This is a genomic window from Chitinivibrionales bacterium (genome assembly GCA_014728215.1).
Classification (GTDB): Bacteria; Fibrobacterota; Chitinivibrionia; order Chitinivibrionales; family WJKA01; genus WJKA01.
This window is the reverse complement of record WJLZ01000015.1, coordinates 21,481-35,293: the sequence shown is the minus strand read 5'-3', so window position 1 is coordinate 35,293 and position 13,813 is coordinate 21,481. Positions and strand designations below refer to the sequence as shown.

13 protein-coding genes are annotated in these 13,813 nt (G+C 46.0%); 7 read left to right on the top strand and 6 right to left on the bottom strand.

The genetic code is table 11. From position 1 onward, the window contains the following. Positions 1 to 163, bottom strand: a 163-nt coding sequence (locus GF401_01165) for a hypothetical protein (protein ID MBD3343652.1), incomplete at its 3' end; no start/stop codon positions are given. A gap of 442 nt (positions 164 to 605) precedes the next feature. Here GF401_01165 and GF401_01160 point away from each other — a divergent pair. From GF401_01160 to gloB, 4 genes are read left to right on the top strand one after another with little or no spacing between them, the layout of a single operon-like run. Further along, positions 606 to 1,409, top strand: coding sequence for a hypothetical protein (locus GF401_01160; GenBank protein MBD3343651.1), 804 nt, complete (start codon positions 606 to 608; stop codon positions 1,407 to 1,409). Continuing rightward, positions 1,409 to 2,626, top strand: a complete 1,218-nt coding sequence (locus GF401_01155) for a hypothetical protein (GenBank protein ID MBD3343650.1) — start codon at positions 1,409 to 1,411, stop codon at positions 2,624 to 2,626. Before GF401_01160 ends, GF401_01155 begins: the two co-directional genes overlap by 1 nt. Positions 2,627 to 2,672: 46 nt before the next feature. Further along, the gene (rnhA, locus tag GF401_01150; GenBank protein MBD3343649.1) at positions 2,673 to 3,146 is read left to right on the top strand and encodes a ribonuclease HI; all 474 of its coding nucleotides are present in this window, start codon (positions 2,673 to 2,675) and stop codon (positions 3,144 to 3,146) included. A 1-nt stretch (position 3,147) separates the two neighbouring features. Next, the gene (gene gloB, locus GF401_01145; protein MBD3343648.1) at positions 3,148 to 3,909 is read left to right on the top strand and encodes a hydroxyacylglutathione hydrolase; all 762 of its coding nucleotides are present in this window, start codon (positions 3,148 to 3,150) and stop codon (positions 3,907 to 3,909) included. Between the two features lie 11 nt (positions 3,910 to 3,920). On the opposite strand, the gene GF401_01140 is transcribed toward gloB, so the two are convergent. Together GF401_01140 and GF401_01135 are read right to left on the bottom strand one after the other, a co-directional pair. Then, positions 3,921 to 4,313 (bottom strand): YbgC/FadM family acyl-CoA thioesterase, encoded by a 393-nt coding sequence (locus GF401_01140; GenBank protein MBD3343647.1) that lies wholly within the window; start codon positions 4,311 to 4,313, stop codon positions 3,921 to 3,923. 12 nt (positions 4,314 to 4,325) lie between these two features. Continuing rightward, positions 4,326 to 5,705 (bottom strand): response regulator, encoded by a 1,380-nt coding sequence (locus tag GF401_01135; protein MBD3343646.1) that lies wholly within the window; start codon positions 5,703 to 5,705, stop codon positions 4,326 to 4,328. Positions 5,706 to 5,870: 165 nt separating this feature from the next. Between GF401_01135 and GF401_01130 the strand changes: the two genes are divergently transcribed. Together GF401_01130 and GF401_01125 are read left to right on the top strand one after the other, a co-directional pair. Continuing rightward, positions 5,871 to 7,187 carry a hypothetical protein gene (locus tag GF401_01130; protein ID MBD3343645.1) on the top strand — a complete coding sequence of 439 codons (1,317 nt, stop codon included), beginning with the start codon at positions 5,871 to 5,873 and terminating at the stop codon, positions 7,185 to 7,187. A gap of 73 nt (positions 7,188 to 7,260) precedes the next feature. Then, positions 7,261 to 8,556, top strand: coding sequence for a hypothetical protein (locus tag GF401_01125; protein ID MBD3343644.1), 1,296 nt, complete (start codon positions 7,261 to 7,263; stop codon positions 8,554 to 8,556). A 231-nt stretch (positions 8,557 to 8,787) separates the two neighbouring features. Here GF401_01125 and cysK read toward each other — a convergent pair whose 3' ends face one another. Further along, positions 8,788 to 9,675, bottom strand: coding sequence for a cysteine synthase A (cysK, locus tag GF401_01120; protein ID MBD3343643.1), 888 nt, complete (start codon positions 9,673 to 9,675; stop codon positions 8,788 to 8,790). A 195-nt stretch (positions 9,676 to 9,870) separates the two neighbouring features. Further along, positions 9,871 to 10,827, bottom strand: coding sequence for a hypothetical protein (locus GF401_01115; GenBank protein ID MBD3343642.1), 957 nt, complete (start codon positions 10,825 to 10,827; stop codon positions 9,871 to 9,873). A gap of 111 nt (positions 10,828 to 10,938) precedes the next feature. Here GF401_01115 and GF401_01110 point away from each other — a divergent pair, with 111 nt between their 5' ends. Further along, the gene (locus GF401_01110) at positions 10,939 to 11,553 is read left to right on the top strand and encodes a DUF5011 domain-containing protein (GenBank protein ID MBD3343641.1); all 615 of its coding nucleotides are present in this window, start codon (positions 10,939 to 10,941) and stop codon (positions 11,551 to 11,553) included. Here the strand turns inward: GF401_01110 and GF401_01105 are convergent. Continuing rightward, a complete protein-coding gene (locus GF401_01105) occupies positions 11,508 to 13,724 on the bottom strand; it encodes a hypothetical protein (GenBank protein ID MBD3343640.1) in 2,217 nt (738 codons plus the stop codon). The two genes, GF401_01110 and GF401_01105, sit on opposite strands and share 46 nt — an antisense overlap. Between the last annotated feature and the right edge of the window lie 89 nt (positions 13,725 to 13,813).

Here is a 13,813-nt window from a genome sequence, read left to right as displayed (position 1 = left end):
TAATACGGCCGTCCGGACGGATTTTGTGGCGCCCTGAGAATTCCGGATGCTCAACGACATTGATCGTAATTACATCGCCGGGTTGAAGAACATATTCTTCTGTTTCCCCGTAACAGAGAACAGTGATAAGAAGACAGAATATGCATACAAATAAGCGTGACATAAAAATATTTACAAGTCCCGCCCAAGACTTAAGCCTTCCTTAAAGAAATATAACATTTGCCTTTACCCGGGCTGCAATTGCCTGTCAAGTTGTATAACGTGCCTAATATAATTTATTGGCCTTAATATAAATACAATATATATGATTTCTGTAAGATAATAATTATATAGTTTGGTGTAAAATACATTCAAGTAAATTTTGAGAAATTCTTCATAAATATTTGTTAATACTAATGGATAGGCCAATATCTCTATTATCGGTTATATGCGCAGATCTTTTTAGGCTTCTTATGAAAATTTCTTAATTTTGTAGTCGTCTTTGAAATTTTCGGGTATTTATCCCCGAATTCTATAATAGAGGTTCTTTTTGCAAAAATTGTGACCCTTTGAATTATTTTAATTTTAGGTAGTTATCTGTACAGGTATCCATAAAGAGGTCTATTATGAAAAAACTTCTTGTAATCATTTTTGTTCCGATACCGTTATTCTTTGGAGGGTGTTATACGCAATTGGCAACAATAAATAGAACGGGAGCTGAGACGGCAGTTGCTCCGGATTCCACAGCAAAGCAATTGGCCGAACAGAATGATACGGTCTATATTGAAGACAGAGAAATCTGTTACTGGACCAGAGATTTCTGGGGATATCCGGTTTTACGATGCCACGAATCGTATTATTCACACGACTGGTTCCGTTATAACCATTCTCCCTGGTGGCACCAATACGACCCCTATTGGTCCGATTATGGACGGTGTCCGCGCTATTACTATTATGACCATTCATGCGGTTGCTGCCGGTATTATTACGACGCCCCCTTTTCCGGAGGCGGCGGGTCCGGTTCATCGGGAGGGGGCACTTCCGAAGGACGACAGCGGCGCTCGAGATCTTACGGAGTTCCCAATCGCAGTGCCCCGGAAGCTTCGTCTTCATCGAAGCTGGAAGGCAAATCACCGTCACCATCTTCGCAAACTGCCCCTCAAGCTCCACCCCCGGCAGAATCGGAACCCGAAACACGTCAGAGAAGAAGGCGAAGTCCACGCTCTATCATAAAAAATTATAACCGATCCGAACCATCGCAGAACTCCAGGACCGGATCAAAAAAACAGACATCCGAAGCAAGCTCACAAGGTAAGAATTCTTCGGCGGCTTCACAGTCTTCTTCCTCATCAAAGACAGAAAAGCCGGAAGCCGATAGCTCTGAGCCGGAAGATAAAAAACGACGAAGAAGAAATCCCAGGAGTTGGTAATGAAAAACAGTTTTAAATTCTGCATGCTTTGTGTTCTTATCGCTACAACAGGCATTTTTGCAAATGTTCGGATCGTTCACCGTACGGGGGTTGGTGCCCGGGCTTACTCAATGGCAAATAATTACGTGGCAATTGCAAAAGATCTGTCATCAACCTATTGGAATCCTGCCGGTTTGGCATTTCTTCCGGTGCGTGAATTTCAAATGTCGCTTTTCGGACAAAGTCAGGAGAGTGTTTCCTCCTTTTTTGATAATATCGAAATTGACAACATGCAGCGACTACATCTGTTGCAGTGCGGGTTTGTGCATGCACTTCCGACTTCCCGGGGGGGGGTCAGCCTGGCGGGTGCCTATCAGAATCCGATTATATTTGATGATATCAACACATTCTCGGGAACCTTTCAGGATACAACTGTTTCAAGCACCTATCGCACATTCGGAGGCCTGAATTTCTGGACCGGAGGATTCGGAATACAGGTTGCACCCGGAACCGGGATCGGTGTTTCTGTATCCCTCGTTACCGGAAGAGAAAATACCCGTGATCAATTCAGCATAAGCTATCCCGGCATAAGCGAACAAGACGATTATAATATCGAAACCGGCTATCTTGGGTATGATCTCAGGGCAGGATTTCTCTATTCCTATCAGGAAAAGGCTTTCTGGGGGATCCGCCTGGTATTTCCCAGTCGAATCCGGTTTACCGAGGAATATTCCGACGGTATTTCCGATGGAACCGGAACACTTTATTCATCCTACCGTGCCGTTTTCGGTTTTGCCATGGAATTGCCGTTCATGGTTTTTTCTACCGAAGTCAATATGCGGGCTCCATATACCTATGTATTTCCCAATGAAAATATTATTAAAAAAAGCCCTGCAGCGAAAACAAAAGTCGGCGGCGGTCTTGGTATCGAAATACCGCTTGTTGTCACCCCTCTGTTAATTCGGGCCGGATATGCTTACAATGAATTTGATACCCATGCTTTTGTGGTTAAATATAACGACACCGACGAACAATTCACTGATGCCCCCTGGAGTTCCGATGGCATCACTGCAGAAAAAGACAAGCATCTGATAACTGCCGGTCTTGCTTGGCTTTTAGGTAACTGGAATTTTGAACTGGCCTACGGCTACCAGTTCTGGGAGCTTAACACAAACAATACACTTTTTCAGGAATATGATATGCATAGAGTACTGGCGTCATTTTCCATGCGATTTTAGGAGAGAACAGACAATTACTGTGTAAAACCATGAAATCAGGAGATGCATGAAAAAAGTATATCTGTACACAGACGGCGCCTGTTCGGGCAATCCCGGTCCCGGAGGATACGGCGCTATTTTAAAACACGGCAGCAGAGAAAAAGAATTCTCACAAGGCTACAGTAATACCACAAACAACCGTATGGAGTTAATGGCGGTTATCGCAGGTCTTGAAGCGCTCAAGGAGTCGTGTGAAGTCCATGTTGTTTCGGATTCCCAATATGTGGTAAATGCCATGAATAAAGGGTGGGCCGCCCGATGGCGTGCAAATGGATGGCGACGAAATAAAAAGGAAAAAGCGTTAAACCCCGATCTCTGGGACCGGCTGCTTTCACTTTCAGAAAAACATACCGTCACCTTTGAGTGGGTCCGCGGCCATCAGGGGCATCCTGAAAACGAACGATGTGATCGTTTGGCGGTCGGGGCGACAAGCAGACCCGACCTTCCAAAGGATATTCCGGGAAATCCGGCGGTGTCATAATATGATATCTTCTCTTGAGATTGTACAGATACCTGCTCTATCCGATAATTATATCCATATACTGTTTTTTAAGGGCTCTGCAATCGCAATCGATCCCGGTGATGCTTATTCAGTTATCCGGGAAATTAAAAAGCGAAACTATCCATTGAACACTATTCTCGTAAGCCACCATCACTACGATCATACTGGTGGAATTGATAAATTAAAAAATGAGCACGGATGTACGGTTTTCGGTGGTGATAATTCCCGGATACCGGGACTTGACGCCGCCGTACATCATAAAGAGGTATTTGAATGCTGCGGTATACAAATTATTTCGTATCACGTCCCGGGACATACACAAAGCGATATGGCCTATTATCTCCCCGATCATGATATATGCTTTACCGGCGACACCCTCTTTGCCGGAGGCTGTGGCCGTTTGTTTGAAGGAACTGCCGATCAGATGTGGCAATCGCTGAAAATTCTCATGCATCTTCCCGATGAAACGAAAATCTATTGCGGTCACGAATATACTATCGAGAATCTCCGGTTCGCCCATTCGCTCGAACCGGGTAATGCCAAAGTGTATCAACGACTTGAGCATTCGATTGCCTTACAGAAATTCAATCGGTCTACGCTGCCGACATCGCTTGGTCTTGAAAAGGAAACCAATCCATTTCTTCGGGTAGGGGATTCTGCGCTCCGAAGATCTCTGGGCATGAATGATTCTTCAGATGAAGCAGTGTTTGCGGATATTCGCAGAAAGAAAGACAAGTTTTGAGCGTGTCTGAGTTAACAGGCAGTCATGAATTGTTCTGCGATTTCATCGGGAATTCGTGTCGCTTTCCCATCCCTGTTCAGGCAGGCAAGCTTTATTCTGCCGGTGGTGAGAACATCTCCATTCTGATTTTTAATTATTGTTTTGAAGGTCAGCGATACCGACGACATGTCGATGACTGTTGAATCGACATCGAGAAGGTCATTGTACCGTGCCGGTGCGCGATATTTTACGTGAGCCTCTACAACGGCAAAGAGATATCCTTTTTGGTGAAAATGGGCAAGCTCGATTCCCCTTTCCCGCAGGAGTTCGGTTCTGCTTCGCTCCATATATTTGAGATAATTGGCATAATAAACGACATTCCCGCAATCGGTGTCTTCATAGTAAACCCGTATTTTCACCGTGATCCCTTTCTGTGATTATTCTGTTTCATTTTCTGTGCCAAGACCGTATTCCTTGATTTTTCTCCAAAGGGTAGAACGGGAGACTCCCAGAGCTTTTGCTGTTTCGGTATAATTACCCTTAAAAAGCTCAAGAGCATTACTGATATGCTGTTTTTCAACATCTTTTAATGTGGCGATGTCCGATTGAGCGGCGGGTTTTTGGGGCGCGGTCAGAAGAAGACGGTTTTTTGAAAGATGCTCCGGCAGGTCGTGTTCTGTAATTTCGTCTGTTTCGGCAAGCACCACTGCATGTTCGATAATATTCTCCAGCTCACGAATATTTCCCGGATAATCATAATTTGCCAGGAGTACTTCGGCGGTTTTAGAAATTTTAGTGATATGTTTTCCGGTAAGTTCGTTATACCGGTGTACAAAAAGTTTGATCAGATTCGGGATAGTATTTTTCCGTTCTCGGAGGGGCGGCAAATACAGAGAAAAAACATTAAGGCGATAATAGAGGTCTTCTCTGAAAGTTCCCCGGCCTATCAATTCCTGAAGATTCTTATTGGTGGCTGCAATAATACGCACATCAACACTTCGAAGGCTAGTTTCACCGATTCGCCGGAATGTTTTTTCCTGAAGAAAACGGAGAAGTTTAACCTGTGCCTGCGGTGTAAGTTCTCCAACTTCATCGAGAAAAAGGGTGCCCATGTGGGCTTCTTCAACAAGACCTGGTTTGTCTCTGTCCGCTCCGGTAAAAGCTCCTTTTTTATGACCAAATAATTCGTTCTCAAAGAGAGTTTCGGGGACCGATCCACAGTTCATGGCAACAAAATGTCCGTCAACGCGGTGGGACATGCGATGAATTATCCGGGCAAAAAATTCTTTTCCCGTCCCGGTTTCTCCGCCAATTAAAACGCTTGAAGAGGTTGGTGCGATTTTTATGGCCAGCTTGAGCATCTTTTCCATGGCCTCACTTCCGGCCATTAAATCGGCCAGAAACCGCTGCTCAAGTCCGATATGTTCTTCCTGACGGGTCAGGCGAAAGGATACCTTGTCGACAATCGAATGAAGATCTTCTATTGAAACCGGCTTGATCAGATAAAAAGAGGCTCCGTTTCGAAGCGCATTGGTTGCATCCTCGAGGTCGTTAATCGTTGCAAGGATAATTATTTCGGCATTGGAGAGCTTTGTTCTTGCATAATGGACAACATCGAGTTCCTGGCGCGTCATCTTTTCAATATCCAACAGGATTACATCAACCGGCTCATTCTCCAGAATGCCGATTACCTCCTTATGCGAGGATGCTTCAAGAATACGATATCCTTTGGAGACAAAAGATCCTTTTACCGCACTCTTCAAAGGAACATCAACAGAAAAAATTAGAAGAACTCGTTGATCTTGAACTGAAGCCATAGATTCCGAAAAAATCTTTATAATAAAACCTTGTGGAAAATACCGCTTAAAAGATAATTTATTACTCAGCAATACATCTCAATTTAGTACGGTCTATCGTTTTAAAAAGAAAAATTCGAAGATCAGAGAGAGAACGATTATATTTATATATCGGACATTCTCGCTATGACTAAAAAACAACCAGCACATTCTTTAGGGCGATTTCTTTTGAAAACCGCCGGTACGCTAAGTTTTATTGCAATTATTGCAATCCTCCTGGCAGGTTTCGGATACTACTCCCATCCTCTGGTAACTCAAAAAACAATCGGTCTTCTTGAAAAAACATTGGATGCCCGCTGTGAAGCCTCCCGGGTATCAATCAGACCATGGGGAACACTGAAGATCGACAGTCTTACAATAGTCCGGTTAAATAATTTCGGCACCGAGGACAGGGCTCTCTGTCCTGAAGTACTGATTTCTTTTCGGTTTTTTGCTTTGCTTCTGAACTATAACAAAATTTTCATTTCCGGGAAATTCGATACGCTGAAGGCTGCAACAGTGCGAAAGGAGTATCGCTTCCAAAAGAATGCCCCGGGAGATTTACTGAAATTACCGATCGGTTCGATCGTTTATAATGTGAGATTCGACGCGTGCAGTGGTGTATATATGCCGGTTATAAATGTGAATCTTTCCGGAGAGGGTATCGAGGGAAAACTCGACATAGGAAAAGAAACTATCGATGGAAAAATTTCATTTTCTGAGATACAAGCTGATCGATGGCAAGCTGAAAATGGTGAATTAGAACTGACTCTCAACCATTCAGAGGTGGACATAAAAAGGTTCAAGGCCCATGTCTACGGCGGGCGATGTACGCTTTCAGGGAAATATGATCTTCAAAATAAAGCGCTTGCCCCCTCGGTCCTTAAACTTTCGCGGATTAATCTGGAAACATTCTATCGGGCATTGGAAAATCCGCAAGGGGTAATACACGGAAAAGCCGATATGACAATGCATTTTGAGGCAAAGCCTTTATCCCTTCATACGCTTAAAGCTAAAGGCCGAATGCAGATAAAGGACATGATTACTCAAGATGTGCCGATTCAGAAGACAATGATGGTTGCTCTTTTTATACCTGCCCTTTCACGGATCTCATTTAAAAAAGTTGCCGTTGCTTATCGTCTTAAGGATGGAAAAATTTATACGGATGAAATAATTGCAGAGGGTGATACCCTGAGTCTTCGTTCGGTCGGCGATGTTGCGTATAATGGATATGTCAATCAGGAATTTGAAGGAGTGCTCTCAAAGAAATTCACTAAAAACCTTTCCCGTGTTGTACGAAGTTCAATGATAGAGAACGATAAAGGTGAATGCTCATTCAGAGGTGCCATTCGGGGACGAATCGATAACCCCAGAGTCGAACTTGATGAAAAGATCCTGAAACGGGCGGTAAAAAATGTTTTTAACGAAATCGGAAATGGTTTGAGAAGTATTTTTAAAGAATAACCTGTTTTGTATTGCCATTATCATTGCAGGCTGATAGAAAACAACAATCTTTCTTATTTTTTTTGGAGGGGTGATGAAACGTTTTAAATTGCCGGTTTTGGTAGGAGTTTTATTTGCGGTTGTATATTCGGTAAATTATAAAGAAATTTCCAACGCTTCCTCAATATCGGATATCGAACAGATCGTTGCCAATCGCCTTATCCCCAACACGGTGGATATCCGCGGCCGTGGGATGGGCAAGCTCGGTGTTGCACTCGCCCGGGGCAATGCAATTTTTATCAATCCGGCCGTAGCGGCATCACTTGATAAAACCATGGTGGCCGGTGGCGGACGTGTTCATTTTGGAATGGTTGATGATGAATATTCTCAAAATAATTCGGACGGTTACACGGCAATGTATAAGCCCCATGTAAAGCTTACCCATCTCTCGGGTGTTGTACCTTTCAAGCTTGCGGAATTTCCCATTTCTATCGGAGCCGGAGCCGGATATCATACGGTATATGATTTCGGAGAGAATTATTACTTTTCCAAAAATGATGGAGATATTGACAAAACACTTAAAATTCACGGCGGTCTTAATCTGCTGTCTCCATCCTTTTCCCTTGGTTTTTTTGATAAAATTTATGCAGGAATTACGGTCAATATGTCCGTACTCGGCACAGTATCCGCCGAGGAAAAAGAAGATGGAGAACTATCAGATCCCGAAGAATTCGACGGCTCTGGTACCTATGCAATTCTGGGTATTCTGGCAAAGCCTGTTGATCCGCTGTCAATTGGTTTGAGCTACTGGCCCGGTTTTGAATGGAAATTCGGTGGTGGTGATTATGTCGCCATTCCTCCCATGCTTGTCTGTGGAGCAAACTATCAGATTTCCGAGCAGATAATGGCCGGTCTCGAATTCCAGACGAGACTGTATAAAAAACTGACAACCCGTGAGGAGGGGCCTATGGGTAATGGATTTGCTCTTCGTGCAGGAGGAGAATATGATTTCGGCCCGGTTGCCCTTCGACTGGGAGGTTTCGGGGAGACCGTTCCTATCGGTGATTATAATTATAACCGGAATACAGAAAGTGATGACCCCACCTTTGCCTTTGGAGCAACCGGTGGTGCAGGAATCAGAATAAACAAGGTGACGATCGATTTGGGCCTTTCGTGGACCCATTATGCTCAGGAGATGGTAGATTCTGTCAATGCTACAACGCTGGAGACCTACACTTACTCAGAAAATCATTTCAGGTTTGACGCCGGTGTTGCAATCGATTTGCCGGGTATCGGTTTTGAGAAAAGAGATGAACTGGAGCCGGTTATTCAGGATACCATAATGCCGGAGCCAATCCCGGAGCCGGAAAGAAGAAAACCGGTATATTAATTCTTAAAGCGGATTCGAGAAAAATCGTTATTTATTATCCTCTGATTTTTCTTCTTTTAAGATCGGATGAAGAAAGATCCATCCGAAAAGAAGGGTCATTGGTATGATAAAGACGAGGAGAAAAACGATTACGCTGATCAATTTGTCATTCATTGGAGCATTTCCTTTGGATATTTGTATTATTTATAAAATAATAGACTGTTTGTATTAATGGTAGTAGTTGTTGTGTTCTTATAATAGCGCAGTACTGAAATACCGCTCCGCACGATCGGGCAGAATTGTTGCGATATTTCCTTTGATTTTTTTAGCTGCCTGTCGAGCCGCCCAGACATTTGCGCCCGATGAGATGCCAACCAGGAGCCCATAATCTCTTCCAAGCTGATGAGTCGTTTCGATAGCATCATCATCGGTAACTTCAATAACATCGTCGATCATGGAAACATCCAGAATTGCCGGAATAAAACCATCGCCGATGCCCTGGATTTGGTGCAACCCGGGTTCGTGTCCTAAAATTGCCGAAACATTTTTTGGCTCCACCGCAATCAGCTTGACATCAGGTTTGTGCTCGCGCAGGAATTTGCCTACTCCCTGAAGTGTCCCCCCACTTCCCACGCCGGCGACAAAGCAGGCAATGTCACCGGTCATTTGGCGCCAGAGTTCATGAGCGGTTTCTTCATAATGGCACCGTGGATTATCGGGGTTTTCAAACTGCTGGGGAACAACTATACGATCATCTTTACCCTGCATTTCTTTCACTCGTTGCACCGAACCGTTAATGCTCTCCCCGGCCGGTGTTAAAATCAACTCCGCACCGAGCGATTGAATGAGCTTTTTGCGTTCCTCGCTCATATTTTCGGGCATGACTATTTTCACCGGATATCCCATAAGGCGGCCCACGAGCGCTACGCCGATACCGGTATTGCCCGAGGTCGGTTCGACAACTACGGAATTCTCTTTGAGACGGCCGTCACGTTTGGCACCCTCGAGCATGGCAAGCGCAACACGATCTTTAATGCTGCCCCCGGGATTGAGAAATTCGGCCTTGGCAAAAATCGGCTCCTCTTTAAGGCGGATAAGCGGGGTGTTACCAATGAGGTCTAAAATGGTATCGGTAAGCATAATTGTATTACTGATCCGGGTTAAGATTACTGGGCTGAAACTGTTTGTATTAAAATATATTTGCTGCTTTCAAAAAGTTGGGGACGGAGCTAGTTTATTAGTTTAAGGAATAAAAAATAAGCTGCTGCCGGCCTAAGCAGTAGCGGATATGTAATCAGTACCTTGTTCAGAAAACCTTTTCTGGTCAGTTACTATTTAGACATAGGGACTGTTGGGATCGAATGTCCGCCCGGCTGCCCAGGTATTCTGGAGCTTGTCGATTCCGGATACAATATCCCGATCCAGAGGTTTTGCATTGTTGGTGAGGGCAATGTTTTCCTGAAGGCGTTTCTGTTTCGATGTGCCGATAACGATGGATTGGACATTGGAGACACTATGCAGATAGCGGATGGAAAATTCGGACCAGCTCGAACAGCCGGACTTTTCAAACAACCTCGTAAGCTCCTTTCGCCGATCGATTATCTCGGCCGGTTTTCCGGGTTTGCCGGCCAGATGTTCATTTGACGGTTCAACGAGTCCTCCCGAAAGTCCGCGGACTGCGATGATCGGCATATTTTTTTGTTTGATTTGCTCCCAGGTGGGGATGTCGGTTTCCCGTTCCAGCGCATTGAAATAGAAAGCGGCGGAGCTGAAAAGGTCATTGTCGATAGCCTTGAACGCATCATGAGAAAACTTCTGAAAAATCTCGAATGTCCAGTGGCCGACCATACCTTTTTCCCTGAGTGCACAGAGCATTTCGAACATGGGACCCTGCGAGAGAATATCATCGACAATCTCCCGATGGCGGTGGTCGTTTTTTGCGAGCTGACCAATAGTCAATTGGTCGATATGGAGCCGTTCAAGCATTTCTTCGACATCAAAACGAATCTGCGTTGCATTATAGCAGTAGACCTTGCCCATCACTGGTGGTATGTTCGAAGGATCCTCACGGAAAGCAAGCTTGAGGATATTTAACGCCTGGCCATGATTGTACATATGGCTGGTATGAAATGCCAGACCGGCATCCATTGCTGCCCGCGCAAGCGCAACTGAATCGGCGGTGCTGTCAAAGGAGCAGCCCAGCCCCTGAGTTCCTAAAATAAGACGGCTAAGTTCCGGAAACGGTGATGTATATCTCATCTTTGTGGCGACCTCGTTAAATTTGAAAAACATTCAAACCAGGACTCAAGCCCAGCAAATATAAACTCGAGAACGGGCACCGGACATGAATGTCCGATTATGTCGAAAGTATTGCCAGCAATTAGAAAAAATATTATTTAGTACATGAACTGGCAAAATGGTATCATTTATTGCACGACACAGATCAAACATGGACGAGGGTTTATGAAAAAACTCAACCGGTACACGAAACAAATCCTGCTTGCAGGATTCGCCGCATTTGCGGCACTCCACGGCTGTTCAAGCGAACCATCCGTTGCTCCTCCGTCTACAGATACGACCCCTCCGGTGCTGACACTCACTGAAGGTGACGACACGCTCCTTATCGGGGTACCCTGGGATGAACCGGGGTACACTGCCATAGATGAGAAAGACGGCAATATTTCTTCGAACGTAGTTATTTCAGGAGAACCCAATGAGCTGAGACCGGGAAGATATACAATCACCTATTCGATCACCGATAATGCCGGCAATACCGCAACACAGTCCAGAATTATCGATGTAATACTGCATCCATCAACGGTCGCCTTTTATCCTTTCAGCGGAGACGCCGATGACTACAGCGGTAACAACCTTCACGGGACGGTAATAGACGGCGCAACACTTGCGGAAGACCGGTTTGGAGCCGACAGCAGCGCGTACCATTTTGACGGAACCGGTTATATTGAAGTCGATTACAATTCACTGCTCAGGTCGGGAGCGGCGGATTCCTTTTCGTGACAGGGTTGGCACTTGCTGTCGAGAACGGGTTGCACCAGACGTGGAAAGGAGACCGGACAGGAGCCGTCGACATCGGGAGTTATGCTGGAGGGGGGGCGTTGAAAAGCTCGAGGCGTCTGTGCCGGAGGGGGAATGGCTTTCCATTTGTCTTCATGGCAGCCTGAACAGGAGAGCTGTTCGCCCGGATGAACAAAGGTACATGAGCGCATCGACTGCACGGCCAAACCATCCTCGTTGAGGGCCTGGAAAAAGATCGCTCGTCCCACCGGTGCTTCGAAATAAACGCTTCCATCCTCTTCGACCGGGACGGTTCCCAAAACCATTCGGGGGGTGCAGAATTTCGGATAACCGATATGGTCGGGCTGGGCAAAGTCATTGCCGGTTTTTTTATCCCAGGGTACAAGTTGGGTAATCCGCAGGTGAGTAATATTTACATCCGCCAGCCATTCAAAATCCGATTCGTATACATTAACAATACTGATTGTGGCCCGTTTATGATCGGCCATTTCCGCACGTTCACCCTGATAGGTCCGGGAGGCGATTGCCGGTGGTCTGGGGCGGGACTTCAGGGGGATTGGATCGATACAGGGAAAATCCGGGTCTTCAAAGAGAAGCTCTTTATTGCCGAAACAGTCGACAAGATAGAGGCCTGGACGGCAATTGTAAATCTTGCTATAGCTGTTCTGGGTGTAATCCATGGGATATTGTGCATAGGCACAGATATAGTAGTTTTCGTTCAACGGCCAGGGAGTACCATAAGCAGCCTCGGGCATCGGTGAGGCGCAATTTCCCAGATAAGACAGATATTGATTGGAAAGGGGAACACAATCGGGTGTAACTCTTTTCAACTGTGACATCATGCCGTCGTCGGGAATACTCAGGTCGGCGATCATGAGACTCCCCCACAGACCTTCATCATGGTAGACGGCGGTGACAAGATATTTATTCGATCCCGGAATCGCCCGGATATACCGTTCGCCGGAGGGTCGATTGTTACTGGTGGTGATCTCGGCGGTTGAGGGCCAGCGAATACACTTTTTCGGGTCGCCGTCAAACCAGTAATTCCCGTGATAGGCCCGGGGGTCCCGTCCGTCGGGATAACAGGTCCATAAATTATGGGCACACTGTTCGTTCCGATCGACATAGTCCCACCGTGCATAGACAATCATGCCGTTGTTGTCGATACTGGGTTCCCATTCATGGGTTTCGTGATAGCTGAGTTGGATAATATCACTGCCGTCGGATTTCATGGAAAAGAGGTTGCTTCCGTAGTTAAGGAGATACCCGTTGCACCGTGCGGCGGATTCGCGTCGTCCCGAGAGAAAGCCGATCCGACCGTCGGGCATTTCAAAAGGATCCTGATCATCAAAGGGAGAATCGGTCAGATGAACAAGATCGTTTCCGTCAACAGACGCCTTGAAAATACCGAATGTTATCTGGTGAAGCGAATCGTTCCAGGGTTTTCCCCGGTCATAGGCAAAGAATTTGGGTTCGCAATTGACATTGACATCATTACAGGAGTTCCAGGGGTTCACTTCGGTCTGGGTGTATTCGGCATAGGAGAAGTACATTGTCGATGCATCATAGGAAAGTTCAAGTCCACGGAAATTACCGGGTTCCAGTGTGCGTCCCTGAAGTCGCCCGTTGGAAACCTGTGAGTTGTTCAAAAGGTTGGTCTCCGTCGGTGTATTGCCGAATATGTTGTCGAGACGGAAAATGCCGCCCCCGGATCGAGACCCCATGGCGGGAGTTGATTTCTGGATGTTGGTGGTGGAGGTATGACGTTTCAGGAAAACAAGCGAATTGAAATCGAGCAAGGGGTTCTTGAATGCTATTTCCCTGCGCAAGGTGCAGGCGTCGACGTAGAGCTGTTTGCGGCCGTCGGCATCCGAAATCGGGGTCGAACCGTTGCGGCCTTTCAGTTGGTCGAGTTCGCTCTCTTGTGAGGAAAGGTCGGGTGCGCCGGGAAGCGTTTTGATATCATTTAACAGCGCTTGGGTTCGCCGTAAAACAACGTCAGCGGCGTCACGGTCGCTGTCTTTGATCAGCGCTTCAGGGTGAAATGCCTGTGACTCGTACTCCTGTTCGCTCATCCATGATGGCCGCGGATTGCGGTTGCCGCATCCATAGGTGACAATCAAATTGGTGCGCTGCCGTTCCCAGTCTTCCAAAACTTCGTTGCTGACGGCAGACAGCCATGTGGTTGATACAAGTAATAAGATTCCGGCAAAAAAAAACTCCGCGCATTGCGTCTCCTTGA

Excerpts from the sequence above, each read along its gene's own strand:
- GF401_01160 (MBD3343651.1), top strand. The coding sequence starts at position 606 with ATGAAAAAACTTCTTGTAATCATTTTTGTTCCGATACCGTTATTCTTT.
- GF401_01155 (MBD3343650.1), top strand. The coding sequence starts at position 1,409 with ATGAAAAACAGTTTTAAATTCTGCATGCTTTGTGTTCTTATCGCTACA.
- rnhA (MBD3343649.1), top strand. The coding sequence starts at position 2,673 with ATGAAAAAAGTATATCTGTACACAGACGGCGCCTGTTCGGGCAATCCC.
- gloB (MBD3343648.1), top strand. The coding sequence starts at position 3,148 with ATGATATCTTCTCTTGAGATTGTACAGATACCTGCTCTATCCGATAAT.
- GF401_01135 (MBD3343646.1), bottom strand. The coding sequence starts at position 5,705 with ATGGCTTCAGTTCAAGATCAACGAGTTCTTCTAATTTTTTCTGTTGAT.
- GF401_01130 (MBD3343645.1), top strand. The coding sequence starts at position 5,871 with ATGACTAAAAAACAACCAGCACATTCTTTAGGGCGATTTCTTTTGAAA.
- GF401_01125 (MBD3343644.1), top strand. The coding sequence starts at position 7,261 with ATGAAACGTTTTAAATTGCCGGTTTTGGTAGGAGTTTTATTTGCGGTT.
- cysK (MBD3343643.1), bottom strand. The coding sequence starts at position 9,675 with ATGCTTACCGATACCATTTTAGACCTCATTGGTAACACCCCGCTTATC.
- GF401_01115 (MBD3343642.1), bottom strand. The coding sequence starts at position 10,827 with ATGTTTTTCAAATTTAACGAGGTCGCCACAAAGATGAGATATACATCA.
- GF401_01110 (MBD3343641.1), top strand. The coding sequence starts at position 10,939 with ATGAACTGGCAAAATGGTATCATTTATTGCACGACACAGATCAAACAT.